The organism is Micromonospora sp. NPDC051543, assembly GCF_044454415.1.
In the GTDB taxonomy this organism is placed as follows: Bacteria; Actinomycetota; Actinomycetes; order Mycobacteriales; family Micromonosporaceae; genus Micromonospora.
On record NZ_JBITDT010000004.1, the window covers coordinates 87,866 to 104,435 of the forward strand.

Annotated in this window: 16 protein-coding genes; 5 read left to right on the forward strand and 11 right to left on the reverse strand. The window is 72.9% G+C overall.

Annotated features, from left to right (window positions below; translation table 11 throughout):
• Nucleotides 1-15: 15 nt before the first annotated feature.
• From ACIA3K_RS08250 to ACIA3K_RS08265, 4 genes are read right to left on the reverse strand one after another with little or no spacing between them, the layout of a single operon-like run.
• Entirely contained in the window at nucleotides 16-1,596 is a 1,581-nt protein-coding gene (locus ACIA3K_RS08250; RefSeq protein WP_357129203.1) for a uroporphyrinogen-III synthase, read from the reverse strand.
• Complete coding sequence (gene hemC, locus ACIA3K_RS08255; protein ID WP_396799872.1) at nucleotides 1,593-2,561, reverse strand: hydroxymethylbilane synthase; 969 nt, start codon at nucleotides 2,559-2,561, stop codon at nucleotides 1,593-1,595. The genes ACIA3K_RS08250 and hemC overlap by 4 nt, the downstream gene beginning before the upstream one ends.
• Nucleotides 2,558-3,955: a glutamyl-tRNA reductase gene (locus ACIA3K_RS08260; protein WP_396799874.1), complete on the reverse strand. Its 1,398-nt coding sequence runs from the start codon at nucleotides 3,953-3,955 to the stop codon at nucleotides 2,558-2,560. Before ACIA3K_RS08260 ends, hemC begins: the two co-directional genes overlap by 4 nt.
• The gene (locus tag ACIA3K_RS08265; RefSeq protein ID WP_396799875.1) at nucleotides 3,952-4,722 is read right to left on the reverse strand and encodes a redox-sensing transcriptional repressor Rex; all 771 of its coding nucleotides are present in this window, start codon (nucleotides 4,720-4,722) and stop codon (nucleotides 3,952-3,954) included. Before ACIA3K_RS08265 ends, ACIA3K_RS08260 begins: the two co-directional genes overlap by 4 nt.
• Nucleotides 4,723-5,235: 513 nt before the next feature.
• Between ACIA3K_RS08265 and ACIA3K_RS08270 the strand changes: the two genes are divergently transcribed.
• The gene (locus tag ACIA3K_RS08270; RefSeq protein WP_396799876.1) at nucleotides 5,236-6,537 is read left to right on the forward strand and encodes a sensor histidine kinase; all 1,302 of its coding nucleotides are present in this window, start codon (nucleotides 5,236-5,238) and stop codon (nucleotides 6,535-6,537) included.
• Between the two features lie 41 nt (nucleotides 6,538-6,578).
• Entirely contained in the window at nucleotides 6,579-7,235 is a 657-nt protein-coding gene (locus ACIA3K_RS08275) for a response regulator transcription factor (RefSeq protein ID WP_357129188.1), read from the forward strand.
• On the opposite strand, the gene ACIA3K_RS08280 is transcribed toward ACIA3K_RS08275, so the two are convergent.
• Genes ACIA3K_RS08280 through ACIA3K_RS08290 form a run of 3 tightly spaced genes read right to left on the reverse strand, consistent with a single transcriptional unit; the run spans nucleotide 7,216 to nucleotide 9,780 of the window.
• Nucleotides 7,216-7,881 carry an HAD family hydrolase gene (locus ACIA3K_RS08280; protein ID WP_396799878.1) on the reverse strand — a complete coding sequence of 222 codons (666 nt, stop codon included), beginning with the start codon at nucleotides 7,879-7,881 and terminating at the stop codon, nucleotides 7,216-7,218. The genes ACIA3K_RS08275 and ACIA3K_RS08280 overlap by 20 nt on opposite strands.
• Nucleotides 7,882-7,898: 17 nt before the next feature.
• Nucleotides 7,899-8,153, reverse strand: coding sequence for a glutaredoxin family protein (locus ACIA3K_RS08285; RefSeq protein WP_396799880.1), 255 nt, complete (start codon nucleotides 8,151-8,153; stop codon nucleotides 7,899-7,901).
• Nucleotides 8,143-9,780 (reverse strand): AMP-binding protein, encoded by a 1,638-nt coding sequence (locus ACIA3K_RS08290; protein ID WP_396799881.1) that lies wholly within the window; start codon nucleotides 9,778-9,780, stop codon nucleotides 8,143-8,145. The genes ACIA3K_RS08285 and ACIA3K_RS08290 overlap by 11 nt, the downstream gene beginning before the upstream one ends.
• Before the next feature lie 570 nt (nucleotides 9,781-10,350).
• Here ACIA3K_RS08290 and ACIA3K_RS08295 point away from each other — a divergent pair.
• The 3 genes from ACIA3K_RS08295 to ACIA3K_RS08305 all read left to right on the forward strand — a co-directional run bounded on the left by ACIA3K_RS08295 (nucleotide 10,351) and on the right by ACIA3K_RS08305 (nucleotide 13,516).
• Nucleotides 10,351-11,304, forward strand: a complete 954-nt coding sequence (locus ACIA3K_RS08295) for an ECF subfamily RNA polymerase sigma factor, BldN family (RefSeq protein WP_396799883.1) — start codon at nucleotides 10,351-10,353, stop codon at nucleotides 11,302-11,304.
• A gap of 289 nt (nucleotides 11,305-11,593) precedes the next feature.
• Nucleotides 11,594-12,460, forward strand: a complete 867-nt coding sequence (locus ACIA3K_RS08300; RefSeq protein ID WP_396799884.1) for a DUF5667 domain-containing protein — start codon at nucleotides 11,594-11,596, stop codon at nucleotides 12,458-12,460.
• A 198-nt stretch (nucleotides 12,461-12,658) separates the two neighbouring features.
• Nucleotides 12,659-13,516, forward strand: a complete 858-nt coding sequence (locus ACIA3K_RS08305; RefSeq protein ID WP_396800291.1) for an HAD family hydrolase — start codon at nucleotides 12,659-12,661, stop codon at nucleotides 13,514-13,516.
• A gap of 3 nt (nucleotides 13,517-13,519) precedes the next feature.
• On the opposite strand, the gene ACIA3K_RS08310 is transcribed toward ACIA3K_RS08305, so the two are convergent.
• From ACIA3K_RS08310 to ACIA3K_RS08325, 4 genes are all read right to left on the reverse strand, one after another.
• Nucleotides 13,520-14,410 carry a lysophospholipid acyltransferase family protein gene (locus ACIA3K_RS08310; protein ID WP_396800293.1) on the reverse strand — a complete coding sequence of 297 codons (891 nt, stop codon included), beginning with the start codon at nucleotides 14,408-14,410 and terminating at the stop codon, nucleotides 13,520-13,522.
• A 269-nt stretch (nucleotides 14,411-14,679) separates the two neighbouring features.
• Entirely contained in the window at nucleotides 14,680-15,756 is a 1,077-nt protein-coding gene (locus tag ACIA3K_RS08315) for an NAD-dependent epimerase/dehydratase family protein (protein WP_396799886.1), read from the reverse strand.
• Between the two features lie 119 nt (nucleotides 15,757-15,875).
• Nucleotides 15,876-15,977, reverse strand: a complete 102-nt coding sequence (locus ACIA3K_RS08320) for a 30S ribosomal protein bS22 (RefSeq protein ID WP_007465623.1) — start codon at nucleotides 15,975-15,977, stop codon at nucleotides 15,876-15,878.
• Between the two features lie 214 nt (nucleotides 15,978-16,191).
• On the reverse strand, nucleotides 16,192-16,401 hold the full coding sequence (locus ACIA3K_RS08325) for a helix-turn-helix domain-containing protein (protein ID WP_007465625.1): 210 nt from the start codon (nucleotides 16,399-16,401) through the stop codon (nucleotides 16,192-16,194).
• Nucleotides 16,402-16,570 lie beyond the last annotated feature (169 nt).

Consider the following 16,570-nt stretch of genomic DNA (forward strand, 5'->3'; position numbering starts at 1 on the left):
CTCCTGAAACGACGACTACCGGAAGCGCAGAGCGGTCGGCCCCTGCACCTTCGAGCCGCGGCGCTGCTTGGCCGGCATGGCGGCCAGCTTCTCGCGCAACTCGACGGCGTAGGCGGCGAGCGCCTCCACCAGGTCGGGCACCGAGGCGTGCGGCGGCTGGACGTCGACCCGAAGGCCGAACTCCGTCGCAGTCTCCGCCGTCTTGGGCCCAATCACGGCAACAACCGTGCGCGCGTGCGGCTTCCCGGCGATGCCGACGAGGTTCCGCACGGTCGAGGAAGACGTGAAGAGCACCGCGTCGAACCCGCCCGACTTGATCGCGTCCCGGATCTCGGCCGGCGGCGGCGCAGCCCGCACCGTCCGGTACGCGGTCACGTCGTCGACCTCCCAGCCGCGCTCGGTGAGCCCGGCGGCGAGCGTCTCGGTGGCGATGTCGGCGCGCGGCAGCAGCACCCGGCCGACCGGGTCGAGGATCTCGTCGTGCGGCGAGAACTCGGCCAGCAGGCCCTCCGAGGACTGCTCCCCGGCGGGGATCAGCTCCGGCTGGATACCGAACGCGCGCACCGCGTCAGCGGTCGCCTCGCCGATACAGGCGATCTTGACGCCACCGAAGTGCCGGGCGTCCAGGCCGTGCTCGGCGAACTTCTCCCAGACCGCGCGGACCGCGTTCACCGAAGTGAAGATCACCCAGGCGTATCGGCCGTCGACCAGGCCCTTGACCGCCCGCTCCATCTGCGCCGGAGTGCGCGGCGGCTCGACCGCGATGGTCGGCACCTCGCACGGGATCGCCCCGTACGCGCGCAGCCGTGCGCTCATCACGCCGGCCTGCTCCTTGGTGCGGGGAACCAGCACCTTCCAGCCGTACAGCGGGCGGTTCTCCCACCAGCTCAGCTTGTCGCGCTGCCCCACCCCGACACCGACGGTGAGCACCACCCGGCCGGTGAAGCCGAGCGCGGCGGCCACGAAGCTGTCCACGGTCGACGTGGTCGTGTACTGGGTCTCGCCGGTGCCGTCGCCGGTCACCCCGACACCCGTGGTGCCGTCGACCCCGGCGGCCAGCAGCCCGTCCCGGACGGCGGCGAGGTCACCGGCGTCCACCGCGAGCGCGAGCGAACCCCGGCCGACGGCGGCGGCCAGCGCCTCGAAGTCCAGCGCGCTGACGTCCTCGACGTCGGCGGCGGTACGCACACCCGGCAGCGGAACACCCGCGTAGGTGGCCACACCCTCGGCCTGACCGACGCCGGGGACCACCTCGAAGTGGGCGGCGGTACGGGCGACGGCCTGCACCTCCTTGACCACCGAGTCGTGGCCGAACGGGTCGCCGGCGACCAGGTGCACCGCGTTCAGCCCGGACCGGGCCGCGGAGATCAGCACCTTCGCCACGTCCCCCGGGGCGCCTTCGGCCGGAGTGAACTCGGCGTCGTCCCTGGCCTCGGCGCGCACGGCGGCGAGCAGCGACTCCGGGACTCCCCGGTCGTAGATCACCTGGTCGGCGTCGACCAGGGCGTCGTGCGCCCGGCGGGTCAGCAGACCTGGGTCGCCGGGGCCCGCCCCGACGAACGCGATACGGCCGACGGGCTTACGGGTGCGGGTCATTCTGTGCTCCCAAATTGCTGGGTCCCCGGGCCGGTGTGTCCTTCGTGGCCGAGGATCGAGTCGGCGCCGAGGTCGAGGAGTTCGGCGGCGAGTGCCTTACCGATCTCCGCGGCCTCGGCGGGCGTTCCGGTGCGGGACAGCCGGATGTCACGAGTGCCGTCCGGGCTGATCACCGCCCCGCGCAGGTAGATCTCGTCACCGTTCTCGCCTTCGGCGAGTTCGGCGTAGGCGGCGACGGGTGCGCTGCACCCGGCCTCCAGGGTGGCCAGCAGCGCGCGCTCCGCGATGACCGCGGCGTGCGACGGTGCGTGGTCGAGCGTTCCGAGCAGCTCGACCAGGTCCTGGTCGTCGACCCGGCACTCCACGGCCAGCGCGCCCTGGGCGGGCGCGGGCAGCATGAGCATCGGATCCAGCGTCTCGGTGATCACGTCGGCCCGGCCGATCCGGGCCAGGCCGGCCCGGGCCAGGACGACCGCGTCGAGGTCGGCATCGGGGCCGAGCACCCGCGCCAGGCGGGTGTCGATGTTGCCGCGGATCGGGGTGACCTCCAGTTGCAGGCCGAGCGCGTGCAACTGGGCGATGCGGCGCAGCGCGCCGGTGCCCACGGTGGCGCCGGGCGGCAGCTCGGCGAGCGTCTGGCCACCGCGGGCGATCAGCGCGTCGCGCGGATCCTGCCGGGGCGGCACCGCCGCGATGTGCAGCCCGCCGGCGGCGGCCGTGGGCAGGTCCTTGTACGAGTGCACCGCGAAGTCGATCGTCCCGGCGGTCAGCGCATCGCGCAGCGCGGAGACGAACACTCCGACGCCGAGCCGGTGCACCGGCGCGCTGGAGCGGTCGCCGGCGGTGACCACCTCGACCAGCTCGACCGGGCGGCCGGTGGCGGCGGTCACCGCCTCGGCGACGTGGCCGGACTGGGCCAGGGCCAGGGTGCTGCCCCGGGTGCCGAGGCGCAGGGGGGCGGTCATCGCGCACCTCCGGTGGGCGGAACGGGGTCGGTGGCGTCCGGTCCGGGCGTCGGGTCGCCGTCCACGGACGGCAGACCGATCTCGGGACTCAGCACGTCGGGGACGGTGTCGACCGGCGAGGTCTGGGGCACCTGAAGGTCGAACAGCTCACGCAGCAGGGCGGCGTACTGGTCGCCACCGGGCTCGGCGGCGAGCTGGCGGACCTTGACGGTGGGCTGGTGCAGCAGCCGCTGGACCACGCGGTGCACCGTACGGGCCACCTCGGCGCGCAGCTCGTCGCCGAGGTCGGGACGGCGCTGGGCCAGGCGACGCAGCTCGGTGGCGACGACGTCGTCGGCGCGACCCCGCAGCGCCGCCACGGTGGGCGCCACGTCGGCGCCGCGCAGCCAGGTGAGGAAGCCCTCCACCTCGCCGGTCACGATTCCTTCGACGGCGGCGGCGTCCGCCGCGACCGGACCGTCGGCGAGCAGTGCCGCCATCCGGTCGATGTCGATCACCTGGACGCCGGCCAGGTCGGCGACGCCCTCCTCGACGTCGCGCGGAACGGCCAGGTCGAGCAGGACCAGCGGACCCCGGGCCGGGTCGCGCTCGGCGAGGGCGGCCTCGACGACCGTCCGGGTGAGGACCGGTTCGGTGGACGCGGTGGCGGCCACTACGATGTCCACTGTGGAGAGCGTGGCGGCCAGCTCGGTCATCGGCGCGGCGCCCGCACCGTACGACTCGGCGAGCCGGACGGCCCGGTCGATGCCCCGGTTGGTGACCGTGAGCGGCCCGGCGCCCAGCCGGGACAGCGTGGCCACCCCGAGCGAGCCCATCGCACCGGCGCCGATCACCAGGGCCGGGTGGCCGGCGAGGTCACCGTCGAGGTACCCGGCCGCCAACTCCAGCGCGGCGGTGACGACGCTCTGGCCGGCCCGGTCGATGCCGGTCTCGGCGTGGGCCCGCTTGCCGACGCGCAGCGCCTGCTGCATCAACTCGTGCAGCAGCCGACCGGCCGAGTCGGTGCCGGTGGCCCAGTGGTACGCGTCGCGCAACTGGCCGAGGATCTGCGCCTCGCCCACGACCATGGAGTCCAGCCCCGTGGCGACGCGGAAGACGTGGTCCACGGCGGCGGTGTCGTAGTGCACGTACAGGTGGTTGGCGAGCGCCGCCGGGGTGCTGCCGGCCTGTTCGCCCAGTACGGCGCAGATGTCGCCGAGCCCACCGTGGAAACCGGACACGGCGGCGTACACCTCCACCCGGTTGCAGGTGGAGACGAGCACCGCCTCGCTCACGTACGGCTGAGCGACCAGGCGGTCCAGGGTGCGGGTGAGGTCGGCGGGGGGCACGGCCAGCTGCTCCAGCGTGGCGACCGGGGCGGTCCGGTAGGACGCGCCGACGACGAGCAGTTTCACGTGCCGATCGCCTCCTGGGTGTCGGTGGCCGCGAGACCGCCGGGCAGGGCGGTGAGAGCGGACCCGCCGGTGGCGGGCAGCGCGGTCAGCGACGCCTTACGGTGCTCGTGGAAGGACAGAATCTGCAGCTCGATGGCGAGGTCGACCTTGCGCACGTCGACCCCCTCCGGAACAGAGAGTACGCAGGGCGCGAAGTTGAGGATGCTCGTCACGCCGACCGCGACCAGCTGATCGGCGACCCGCTGGGCGGCGGGGGCGGGGGTGGCGATCACGCCGATCGCGATGGACTCCTGGGCGGCGACCGCGGGCAGGTCGTCGACATGGCGGACCACCAGCCCGTTGATCTCCTCGCCGACCCGGGAGGGATCGGCGTCGAACAGTGCGGCGATCCGGAAGCCCCGGCTGGCGAACCCGTCGTAGCCGGCCAGAGCGTGACCGAGATTACCCACGCCGACCAGGGCGACAGCGCGACGCTGTGTGAGCCCGAGCACGTACTCGATCTGCTCGATCAGCAACGCGACGTCGTAGCCGACGCCCCGGGTGCCGTACGAGCCGAGGTGGGAGAGGTCCTTGCGGAGCTTCGCGGAGTTGACTCCGGCGGCCGCCGAGAGACCCTCACTGGAGATCGTTTCGTGGCCGGCGTCGGCGAGGTTGTGCAGCGCGCGCAGGTATTCCGGGAGCCGAGCGACGGTCGCCTCGGGAAGATCCGGGAGCGCCGGTACGGCACCGGCGCGGCCGGGCGCACCTGACTGACGGTGCTGACTCATGAGACTCCGTGCGGTGCGATCCTCGGCCAACTCCGCTGGTCGGCCGCTTATGGACTCCCGCTGGCGACCGTGGTTGCCGGCTGTGCTAGCAGGGCGCGTCGGAACTACAGAGTAGGCGCTTGTGAAGACGTGCACAAATCGCGATCTTGCCGCTCCACCACGCGACCCCACCCGCCCCTCCATTCCACAAGATCGATTGAGCGTTCACCGCCTGCGCGATTATTGCTCAATCCCGACTTCTCTGACCAATCCCGCGCCACCCCACCCCACCTCCCCCAACCCCACCCCACCCCTGCCCCAACCCCCACAGCCGCGATCTTGCACTTTCTGTCGTTCCATAACGCCCGCAGCTGTGCAAATCATCAACAGCAACTGCAAGATCGGCGCGGGGAATGGGCGGGGGGCGTGGGGTCGCGAGGACAGCGCGGGGGGAGGGGGGTGGGGGCAGCACTACCGGGGAGAGACCAGGCTTCGGGATGGGGGGCGGGGCGGCGGCTGCCTAGCCTTTGAGCCATGACCGCCCTTGCCGCCACCAGCGACCGACAGCCGCTGGCACGGAGCATCCCCAGCCAACTCTTCGTCGACTCCGGGTACGTGCTTCTCGGCCTGCCACTGGGAGTGGCCAGCTTCGTCGTCCTGATCGTCGGCCTCTCGGCGGGCCTCGGCCTGATGGTCACCGTGATCGGCCTGCCGATCCTCAGCGGCACGCTGTACGCCGCACGCGGGCTGGCCGACATCGAGCGGCTGCGGCTGCCCGCCGTACTCCGGCAGCCCCGGATCCGACCGCGCTACCGGCTGCCGGAGGCGGGCGCGAGCGCTTGGCGGCGGATCTTCCTGCCGATGCGCGACGCTCAGTCCTGGCTCGACCTGGCGCACGGAATCCTGCGGGCGATCGTGGCCCTGGCCACCTTCGTGATCACCGTCGTCTGGTGGGGCGTCGCGCTCGCCGGCTCGCTCTACTGGGCGTACGACTGGGCCCTGCCCCGCCCGTCCGGCGACGATCAAGACCTGGCGCAACTCCTCGGCCTGGGTGACTCGACCACCGCCCGGATCGGGCTGAACACCGCGGTCGGCGTGTTCTTCCTGATCACCCTGCCGATCGTGGTGCGGGGCTGCGCGCTGCTCCAGGCCAGCTTCGCCCGGGCCCTGCTGACCGGTGTGGCCGAGATGCGGGACCGGATCACCGTGCTGGAGGAGCAGAAGCGGGCGGCGGTTTCCGCCGAGGCGTCCGCGCTGCGCCGGCTGGAACGTGACATCCACGACGGCCCGCAGCAGCGTCTGGTCCGGCTCGCGATGGACCTGAGCCGGGCCCGGATGCAGCTCGCCTCCGACCCGGAGGAGGCCGGCCGGACCATCGACGAGGCGGTGACCCAGACCCGGGACACGCTTGCCGAGTTGCGGGCGCTGTCGCGCGGCATCGCCCCACCGATCCTGGTCGACCGGGGTCTGCCCAGCGCGCTCGCCGCGCTCGCCGGTCGCGGGCTCATCCCCATCGAGCTGCAGGTCGACCAGCAGTTGGGCACGCGGGACGGCCGACTCGACCCGGCGGTGGAGAACACCGCGTACTTCGTGGTGGCCGAGGCGTTGACCAACATCGCCAAGCACAGTCGGGCCACCGAGGCCACGGTCGCCGTGGCCCGCCAGGGCACCCACCTGCACGTACGGGTGGGCGACGACGGGCAGGGTGGCGCGCACCTGGCCAAGGGGCACGGGCTGGCCGGTATCGCCGACCGGGTACGGGCGGCCGGCGGTGAGCTGGCCGTGGTCAGCCCGAACGGCGGCCCCACCGAGATCCGCGCCGAACTGCCGCTGTGAACCACCACGATGGCGGTCCCGACGTGGTAGACACCACACCCATGCGCATCGTGATCGCCGACGACGCCGTCCTGCTCCGGGAGGGGCTGGTACGACTGCTGACCGAGAGCGGGCACCAGGTGGTGGCCGCCGTCGGGGACGGCGACGCGCTCGTCGAGGCGGTGGTCGAGCACCGGCCCGACGTGTCGATCGTCGACGTCCGGATGCCACCGACCCACACCGACGAGGGGTTGCGGGCGGCGGTGCGGGCACGCCAACTGGTGCCGCGTACGCCGATCCTCGTGCTCTCCCAGTACGTCGAGGTGTCGTACGCCGATGATCTGCTCGCCACCACCGGCGGCGCCGGCGGCGGCGGGATCGGCTACCTGCTCAAGGACCGGGTGGCGGCGATCGACGAGTTCCTGGACGCGCTGCGCCGGGTGGCGGCCGGCGGCACGGTGCTCGACCCGGAGGTGGTCGGCCAGCTCTTCGCCCGACGCCGCCGCGACGACCCGCTGCGCGAGTTGACCCCGCGCGAGCGGGAGGTGCTCGCGCTGATGGCCGAGGGTCGGTCGAACACGGCCATCGCCCGCGCCCTGGTGGTCAGCGACGGCGCGGTGGAGAAGCACGTCCGCAACATCTTCACCAAGCTCACCCTCCCGCCGGACACCGAGCAGCATCGACGGGTGCTGGCCGTCCTCACCTACCTGCGGAACTGACCACCCGGGCGGCCAGGGCCACCGCGTCGGTGAGGGTGTCGGCCACCGGGTGACCAGACTCGCGCAGCCGGGCCGGGTCGGTGAACCCGCCGGTGTAGAGCACCGCGCGACCGCCGACCGCGAGGGCCGCGTCCGCGTCGTCGATGGAGTCACCGATGAGTACGACCGCGCTGCCGTCCACATCCAGCTCAGCCAGGTGCCGCCGGAGCGACTCGGCCTTGCGGTCGCCGCCGACCGTCGCCCGCAGACCGTCGACGCGGGTGAAGTGGCCGGTCAGCCCGTACGTGTGCACCGTCGGCACCAGCTCCTCGTGGAACCACATGGAGAGCAGGCTCTGGCTGCCGTTCCAGGCGGCCATCGCGGTCCGCGCGTCGGCCGCCAGCTCGCAGGTGGTCAGCCCGTCGCGGTACGCGTCGTGGAAGATCCGGTCCAGCCGACCGAACGCCTCGTCGTCCACGGCCTGCCCCAGCACCTCGGCGTAGTAGTCGGCGATCGGCCGACGGAAGCGCGTCCGGTGCTCGTCGGAGGTGACCGTCGGCCCGCCCACGCTGGCGAACGCGGCGTTGGTGGCGGCCACCACCAGACTGAGGTCGTTGAGCAGGGTGCCGTTCCAGTCCCAGACCAGGTGGGGGTGCGCAGGGGTCATCCGAGCACCCTAGGCCGTCAGAGCTGCGGCGTGGTCAGGTCCCGCAGCAGCCGGTCCTCCTCCACCCGCCAGTAGCCGTGCTCCTTGCCGTCGAGCATCACCACCGGCAGCCGGTCCCCGTACTCCCGTTCCAGCTCCTCGTCGCCGGTGACGTCCCACTCGACCCACTTGTCGCCGGTGACCGCCACCACCCGGTCGAGCGCGGCCTTGGCGTCGTCGCACAGGTGGCAGCCGGGTCGGGTGACCAGGGCGAGCCGGGCGTCAGTGGCCATCGGGTACCTCCGTGCGGGCGTCGTCGGCGGATGCGGGCGATCCGGCCGGGGTCGCCGACCGGAGCTGGGTCTTTCGTACCTTGCCGATCGCCGAGTGGGGCAGTGCGTCGACGAACTCGACGGCGGTCGGGCACTTGAACCGGGCCAGGTTCCGTGCGCAGTGTGCGAGCAACTCCTCGCCGCTGACCGGCCGCCCCGGCGCCGGCACCACGTACGCCCGCACAGTCTCGCCGGTTCGCGGGTGCGGCACACCCAGTACCGCCGACTCGGCCACCCCGGGGTGCCCGGCGAGCACCAACTCGACCTCGTGCGGATAGACGTTGAAGCCGTTGACCAGGATCAGGTCGCCGATTCGGTCCACCAGGTGCAGGTCGCCGTCGGAGTCGGCGTACGCGACGTCGCCGGTGGCCCACCAGCCGTCGGCGTCCGGACCGTCGCGGCCGTCCGGCCAGTAGCCGTCGAAGAGGTTGGGGCCGCGTACGACGATCTGCCCCGGGTCGGTGCCGGGGGCGACGTCGGAGATGTCCAACTCGTCCGTGTCGTCGTCCGGGACGGCCTGGCCGTCGCGCCACAGGTCCACCGAGTCCGGCCCGACCAGGCGCAGCTCGACGCCGGGCAGCGGCCGGCCGATCGAGCCGGCCTTGGCCACCGCGCCGACCAGGGTGGAGGTGAGCACCGGCGCGGTCTCGGTGAGGCCGTAGCCGACGTGCACCGGATGGCCGGTCGCCGCGGTGAAGCGCGCCGAGACCGCGGGCTCCAGGGGCGCCGCGCCGCACACGGCCACCCGCACCGACGCGGTCGCCGCGCGGACCGTGTCGGCGTCGGCCCAGGCCAGGAACATCGACGGTACGCCGACCAGCACGCTGACCCGGTGCCGGGCGATCTCGGCGAGTCCCGCCGTCGGGTCCGGCTCGTCGAGCAGCACGCCGGCGGCGCCATGGTGGACGACGGCGCCGAGCCCCGCATTGAGCCCGTACGCGTGGAACAGCGGCAGGGCCAGCAGCACCGTGTCGTCCGGGCCGACCACCGGCGGCTCGATCGCGTCGACCTGGTCGTGGTTGGCCAGCAGCGCGCGGTGGGAGAGCATCGCGCCCTTCGGACGGCCTGCGGTGCCGGACGTATAGAGCAGTACGGCGAGGTCGTCCCCACCGCGGCGGGCCCGGGGATGCGGCCCGGGCTGCCCGGCGGTCGGCGGGGTGTCGTGCACGGCGGTGAGCGCCGGCAGATCGGCGGCCACCTCGGCGACCAGGCCACGGACCCGCTCGGTGCCGATCAGCAGCGACGCGCCGGAGTCGGCCAGCACATGTCGCAGCTCCGGGGCGGTGAAGCCCGGGTTGACCGGCACCGCGACCAGCCCGGCCCGCAGCGCGCCGAGCCACCCGAGAATGAAGTCGGGGGTGTTGGGCAGCGCGATCGCCACCCGGGGCGGTGGGTCGCCCGACTCGGTGGCCGGAACGGCGGAAGCCAGGCCGTACGCGGCGGCGGTCACGGCGGCGTCCAGTTCGGACCAGCTCACCCGCTGATCCCGCCAGTGCAGCGCGGGACGGTCGCCGTGGTCGAGAGCCGCCCGGCGGACGCGGTCGGCGAGGTTCGGCGGCAAGTCCGCCGGAAAGTCCTGCACGGTCATCGAGTCTGGCACAGCGGCGGTCGACGGGCCACGCCCGACGGCCGCCCAACGACGACCGCAGATCGTCCCGTCAACGGGACGCTCACCGTGCCGCCGACGCGCCGGTCGAGTCCGGCTGATGGGACGAGCGACGCGCCCGGTCGACGGTTCGGCCGAGCCGGCACGGCGGGTGGCGGGTGCCGCTCACCTGATCGGCCAATGTGCTGCCCGACCTGCGGATCCATCCTGGAACAACGGGTCGGTCGAAAGTCAAACGCACACGACGGACAACCGGTCCGCCGCCGGTGCGACACAGCGGGAAATACTTCCGCCTTGTGTAACGGACTTGCCACGCGCGGGTGACGTTGGCCCTATTATCACTCGGGTCGGCTCACCCCATTTGCCGTGAGTCGACACCCCTCAGCCCGAGGAGGCCCCCGTGCCTGTGAGCGCATTGGACCAGCACCTCAAGGGGAACTGCCGCCCGTCGGCACACCCCGGAACAGTCCTGCCCGACCGGCTTCCCGGTCGGTCCGCACCGACGACCCGCAAACCGGCCCGTCCGGCCACCAAGGGGACGGGGGCGGCGCGATGACCACCTTTGGATACGCGGAACGCCCCGTCGGCCTGACCGGCCAGACGCCCCGCTCGCAGGTCAACGAGCGGCCGGCAACCCGCGCGCCGCTGGGCGACCCGCACGCCGCGCTGCGTGGCGAGAGCCCCGCGCAGCGGACCCGCAACCGCCCGCACACCAACGAGCCTCCACCGAGACCGGCGGTCCCCGGTGGCAACGCGATGCCGACCGGCGGTCGGGTCGCCGCGCCGACCCGACCGACCATGCCGTCGCAGGGTCGCCGGGCCGGCGACCCCCCGGCTCCGGCCACCGACCCGGCGGCGGGCGAGACGGCGGTGATCCCGGCGGTTCCGGCCGCCACGCCGACCACGCCGACCGGTTTCCCGAGCCGCCCGGACCCGTCCGACCCGGCCACCGAGGTCTGGACGCTGGTCGAGCGGGCGCAGGCAGGTGAGTCAGCGGCGTTCGGTCTCATCTACGACAGGTACGTGGACACCGTCTTCCGGTTCGTCTACTTCCGGGTCGGCAACCGTCAACTCGCCGAGGACCTGACGTCGGACACGTTCCTGCGCGCCCTCAAGCGGATCGGGAGCTTCACCTGGCAGGGCCGCGATCTCGGCGCCTGGCTGGTGACCATCGCCCGCAACCTGGTCGCGGACCACTTCAAGTCCGGCCGGTACCGGCTGGAGGTCACCACGGGCGACGTGCTCGACGCCGACCGCGAGGATCGCGGCCCCGAGGGCAGCCCGGAAGCGGCGGTGGTCGAACACATCACCAATGTCGCCCTGCTCACCGCCGTCAAACAGCTCAACCCGGAACAGCAGGAGTGCATCGTGCTCCGGTTCCTACAGGGCTTCTCGGTGGCCGAGACGGCCCGCGCCATGGGCAAGAACGAGGGTGCCATCAAGGCTCTGCAGTACCGGGCCGTGCGGGCGCTGGCACGACTACTGCCGGACGGTTTCCAACCGTGATTCGCTAGCTGCACCGACGAGCGTCGATCACTGTCTGCGCAGCTCAGGGCGGGTCTCACTCGGTGACGCCGATCACTTTGTGTGATTTCCGCCCCGCCCGGCCCGTAACCCGTGCCCGGTCCGCCGCGTTTCTCCGGGTGCGACCGGTGGATGTCCCGGCAGGGCCGGGGCACCGAGGTCCGCCCGGCAGTCCGGACGGCGCCTCACCTCCGTGGTGTCACAAACGCCGCCCGGTCGCCGTAAACCACGGCGGCCGACCGGCCGTGACCAGCGAGAGGAGGTGCCTGCGGTGGACAACGACCTCTTCTCCCGCCGGCGTGCCGAGCGCTTCGCGCAACTTCTCGACGAGGCCAACGGCGGCCGGCGGCACCACGTGCGGTCCCGGGTGGACAGCCAGCTGGCGCCGCTCGTCGCGATGGGCCAGCGGATCAGCGCCGATCCTCCGACCGTCGAGGTGGATCCCGACTTCCGCACCGGCTTGCGGGCGATGCTGCTCGCCAGCGCCGAGCGCGAGGGGATCGGCACGACCCCGGCGACCGCCGAGCCGGCCGCCACCACGAGCCGTGGCTCGCTGCTGCCGGCGGTCACCGCCCGGCGGGCCCGTGCCCGGGGAGCGATCCTGGTGGGCATCGCCGCCGGCGCCATCGCCGTCTCCGGCATCTCCGCCGCCAGCGAGAACGCCGTTCCCGGCGACGCGCTCTATGGGATGAAGCGCTCCACCGAGCGAGCGCAACTCGCCCTGGCCAGCTCGGACATCAGCCGTGGGCAGCTCTTCCTGGACTTCGCCCGGACCCGGCTCGGCGAGGCGGCCGAGCTGCGCGGCGACCGCATCGGCTACAGCGCCGTCCTCGACGACATGGATGCCGACACCCGGCAGGGCACCCGCCTGCTCACCGCCGCCGCCGTGCAGCGCGCCGAGCCGGCCAGCCTCGACGCCGTCAACACGTTCGTCGCCAGCCAGCGACGGGCGGTGAGCAACCTGCTCGACGGCGCCGGCCGGGCCGACCGGGAACGGACCCGGCGGTCGCTGGCCCTGCTGGACAGCATCCGGGAGCGGTCGGACGCGGTGCGCGCCGCCATCGCGTGCGGCCTGCCGGCACCGACCGGCAGCGACACCCTCGGCCCCACCCCGGGCACCTGCCCCGGCGCGCGCTGACCCGCACGGCGAGACCGGGCCCCGCTGGCCCGCACGGCGAAACCAGCCCCGCTGACCTGCCACGCGAGAGCGTACGACCGACCGGTCGGTGCACGGTTCTCCGTGCCCGGCCGGTCCGTCGTGCGTTCCGGATACCCTCGCTGAAGGCATCGTCGTAGCTGCGGAAGGAGGGGAAGTCGCGTGGCGCGCAGCCGCAGGATGACGGTCAGCACCGACGTCCAGGGACACACCGCCGGTTGGGCGGAGACCGACCTGGCGTCGGTCACCCCGCCCGCACCGGACCCGACCGCCGCCGCCTTCTTCGACGTCGACAACACGATGATGCAGGGCGCGTCGATCTACTGGTTCGCCCGAGGGCTCGCCGCCCGGAACTACTTCACGACCGCCGACCTGGCCCGCTTCGCCTGGCAGCAGCTCCGGTTCCGGTTGCTCGCCCGGGAACACGCGGGCGACATGTCCCAGGCGAAGGAGGCCGCGCTGGCCTTCGTCGAGGGGTGGCGGGTCGACGACGTGGAACGCCTCTCGGAGGAGATCTTCGACGAGCTGATGGCCCCGCGGATCTGGGCCGGTACCCGCCAGCTCGCCCAACGCCACCTGGACGCCGGCCAGCGCGTGTGGCTGGTCAGCGCCGCCCCGGTCGAGATCGGTCGGGTGATCGCCGCCCGGCTCGGCCTGACCGGTGCGATCGGCACGGTGGCCGAGGTGCGGGCCGGGGCGTACACCGGGCGGTTGGTGGGCGACCTCATGCACGGACCGGCGAAGGCCGAGGCGGTCACCCAGCTTGCCGCCGTGGAAGGGCTGGACCTGAGCCGCTGCGCGGCCTACAGCGACTCGGCCAACGACCTGCCGCTGCTCTCCGCGGTGGGCCGGGCCGTGGCGGTCAACCCGGACGGCACGCTGCTGCGGCAGGCCCGCCAGCGCGGCTGGGAGGTACGGGACTTCCGTACCGGCCGGCGAGCCGTCAAGATCGCCGTACCGTCGACGGCGGCGGCCGGGCTCGTCGCCGGCGCGGTCACCGCCGGTCTGGCCCTCCAGCGTCGCCGCCGCGCCGGCTGAGCGTCAGGGACCGAACGGATCGGGTCGCCGTTCCAGCAGCGTGTGCAGGGTCTGCTGGATGGTCTCCCGCACCTGGTCGGCGAGGTTGAAAACGACCAGCGGATCATCCGCCGAGTCGGTCAGGTGGGCGGTGGGGATCGGCGGGCAGAACTCGATCAGCCACTTGCTGGGCAGCGGCACCATCCCCAGCGGCCCGAGCCACGGGAAGGTCGGCGTCACCGGGAAGTACGGCAGCTTGAGCAGTCGCGCGAGGGGTTTGATGTCGGCGAGCATCGGATAGATCTCCTCGCCGCCGACGATGGCGACCGGGACGATCGGGGTGCCGGTACGCAGCGCCGCCGAGACGAAGCCGCCCCGACCGAACCGTTGCAGCTTGTACCGGTCGGCGTAGAGCTTGCCGATGCCCTTGAACCCCTCCGGGAACACGCCGACCAGGTCACCACCGCCGAGTAGCCGCTCGGCGTCCGGGTTGCAGGCCACCGTGCCGCCGGTCTTGCGGGCGATCTCCGACACCACCGGCATCCGGAACACCAGGTCGGCGCCGAGCAGACGCAGGTAGCGGCGGGCGGGGTGCTTGTCGTGCAGGGCCGCCGACAGGATCAACGCGTCCAGCGCCACGGTGCCCGAGTGGTTGCCGACCACCAGGGCGGGCCCGTCCACGGGTACGTGCTCCACCCCGCTGACCTCGGTACGGAACCAGTCCCGGTAGAGCAGCCGCAGCAACGGGTGGAAGACCGCGTCGGTCAACTCCGGGTCGAAGCCGAACTCGTCGACCTCGTAGTCCCCGGCCAGCCGTCGACGCAGGAACGCCAGGCCGTTGGCGACCCGGCGGTCCCACTGGTCCCCGGGCCGATCCGCCACCGCCGGCGCGGTGCCACCGCCCGAAGCCGGCAGGCTTGCGCCGCCGGAAGATGGCGCGGCGCCACCGGAGGCGGGCGGGCTTCCGCTGGCTGGCTCGTCGGTCGCGCCGGTGTCGACCTCGTCGGCGGCCGTGACCGCCGGGCCGTCGGTCGGCGTGTCGACCTCGTCGCCGGGTGTCGCGGTGGGCGCGAGCCGGGCCACCGGGCGGTGGCCGTTGCGCCGCGCCGGCTCCGCGTCCGGCACGGACGGAACCAGCGGTACGTCGAACCGCCCGATCCCCTGCGGGTCCTGCCCCTGCCCGGTCACGACGTGCGCTCCCGAACCGCGGCACGGACCTGCCGGATGCCGTCCAGAACCAGCTGTTCGGCGGCGGCCAACTGACCCCGGCTGAGCACCGCCCTACCGTGGTGGGCGCGGATGAAGTCCTCGAACGCCTCGGCGGTGGAGCGCGGCGTGAAGCCGTACTCCTGCTCGAGGCGCGTGGTGTCGACGACCCGGCCGTGCACGAAGAGATCGACCTGGTCGAGGCCGTAGCGGCCGACCCCCATGGTGCGGGCCAGCGCCGCCGCGCCGGACAGCCCCGGCTCCAATACCGGCACGGCCACCCGACCGGCCCGCCGGATCGCCTGGGACAGCGACAGCACCCCGGGGCCGGCGACGTTGTAGGTGCCCGGATGGTCTTCCACGATCGACCGGTGCAGCACCTCCAACGCGTCGTCGAAGTGCAGGAACTGTAGCCGGGGATCGCGGCCGAACACGGTCGGCACGAACGGCTGCGCGAAGTAGCGCGTCAGGGTCGTGTCGGCGGTGGAACCGATGAACGGGGCGAAACGCAGCACCGTCGCGGTCACGTCGGCGCGACGGCGGCGGAAACCTCGGACGTACCCCTCGACGTCGAGGATGTCGCGGCCGAAACCGCCGCGCGGCACCTCGCGCGGCTCGGTCTCCTCGGTGAACACCGCCGGGTCGCGGAACGACACCCCGTACGCGGCGGTCGACGACCGGACCACGAGCTTGCGGAGGCGGGGCGCCCGCTGGCAGGCGGCGAGGAGCTGCATGGTCCCGATGACGTTCTGGTCCTTCATGGCCGACCGGCCACCGTGCTGCCGGTCGGGAGAGCTGACCAACGCGAGGTGGACCACCGCGTCGACGTCCAGGTCGGCGAGGAGACCACCGAGCGAGCCCGGGTCGACCCGGATGCGCTCGACCCGGTCCAGCAGATCGGGGAACTCGGCGGCCGGCTCCGGCGCGTCCACGCCGATGACCCGCTCGATACGCGGATCGGCGGCCAGGCGGGCCGCCACGTGGGCGCCCAGGTAACGACCGACCCCGGTCACGACGACGACCCCCGGAGCACCTGGGGTGCTACCGGGGGTCATCTGACACACCTACCCCGACAGGCGGGATCGAGCCGGGACGACCACGGCCTGATCACCTGAGCCTCCGGAGGTCGACAGTTTGGCAAGCGACGCTGGTGCCGGGCTGAGCCCGGCGCCGGTCACTTGCCGAGACGGCGACGCTGGACGCGGGTCTTGCGCAGCAGCTTGCGGTGCTTCTTCTTAGCCATGCGCTTACGGCGCTTCTTGACCACCGAGCCCATACGACAGCCTTTCGATACAACGTGCGGGGCGGACCGGATGACACCACGCAGGTGACGACGGAGACCGCATGCGGACAACGGACCGGACCAGTCTGGGCGGCGGGGTGCACCGGCAGGGTCTCGGTCGCGCTCCAGGGTAGCCGCAGAGCGTCAGCAGGACCAACGCGCCCCCGCCCATGACGCCTAGGGGGCGCTCAATCGGCCGTCCGGTGGCTCAGGCGGTTTCCTGAAAGGCACCCCGCAGGTATTCGTGCACCGCGTGCTCGGGCACCCGGAACGACCGGCCCACCCGGACCGCCGTCAGCTCACCGCTGTGCACGAGGCGATAGACCGTCATCTTCGACACCCGCATGACCGTCGCCACCTCCGCGACGGTCAGGAACTTGACCTCCGACAGCCGTCCGTCGGACTGCGACCCGGCCATGGCTCACCGACCCATCCCATGCCCGGCGCGGGCCAACCCGACGGATGCTCCGGGCCGGGCGGCGACGCGCGTGTTACCAGTACGGTAGCGGGGCGGCTGTGACCGGCGCGATCCCTTCGTACAACTGATCATGTTTCGGTGGTCGGTTCACCCGATCCGGCCCGCCGTT

What these genes read in the sequence shown, in the direction of transcription:
- ACIA3K_RS08250 (WP_357129203.1), bottom strand. Translation starts at nt 1,596, where the DNA reads ATGACCCGCACCCGTAAGCCCGTCGGCCGTATCGCGTTCGTCGGGGCG.
- hemC (WP_396799872.1), bottom strand. Translation starts at nt 2,561, where the DNA reads ATGACCGCCCCCCTGCGCCTCGGCACCCGGGGCAGCACCCTGGCCCTG.
- ACIA3K_RS08265 (WP_396799875.1), bottom strand. Translation starts at nt 4,722, where the DNA reads ATGAGTCAGCACCGTCAGTCAGGTGCGCCCGGCCGCGCCGGTGCCGTA.
- ACIA3K_RS08270 (WP_396799876.1), top strand. Translation starts at nt 5,236, where the DNA reads ATGACCGCCCTTGCCGCCACCAGCGACCGACAGCCGCTGGCACGGAGC.
- ACIA3K_RS08275 (WP_357129188.1), top strand. Translation starts at nt 6,579, where the DNA reads ATGCGCATCGTGATCGCCGACGACGCCGTCCTGCTCCGGGAGGGGCTG.
- ACIA3K_RS08280 (WP_396799878.1), bottom strand. Translation starts at nt 7,881, where the DNA reads ATGACCCCTGCGCACCCCCACCTGGTCTGGGACTGGAACGGCACCCTG.
- ACIA3K_RS08285 (WP_396799880.1), bottom strand. Translation starts at nt 8,153, where the DNA reads ATGGCCACTGACGCCCGGCTCGCCCTGGTCACCCGACCCGGCTGCCAC.
- ACIA3K_RS08290 (WP_396799881.1), bottom strand. Translation starts at nt 9,780, where the DNA reads ATGACCGTGCAGGACTTTCCGGCGGACTTGCCGCCGAACCTCGCCGAC.
- ACIA3K_RS08295 (WP_396799883.1), top strand. Translation starts at nt 10,351, where the DNA reads ATGACCACCTTTGGATACGCGGAACGCCCCGTCGGCCTGACCGGCCAG.
- ACIA3K_RS08305 (WP_396800291.1), top strand. Translation starts at nt 12,659, where the DNA reads ATGACGGTCAGCACCGACGTCCAGGGACACACCGCCGGTTGGGCGGAG.
- ACIA3K_RS08315 (WP_396799886.1), bottom strand. Translation starts at nt 15,756, where the DNA reads ATGACCCCCGGTAGCACCCCAGGTGCTCCGGGGGTCGTCGTCGTGACC.
- ACIA3K_RS08320 (WP_007465623.1), bottom strand. Translation starts at nt 15,977, where the DNA reads ATGGGCTCGGTGGTCAAGAAGCGCCGTAAGCGCATGGCTAAGAAGAAG.
- ACIA3K_RS08325 (WP_007465625.1), bottom strand. Translation starts at nt 16,401, where the DNA reads ATGGCCGGGTCGCAGTCCGACGGACGGCTGTCGGAGGTCAAGTTCCTG.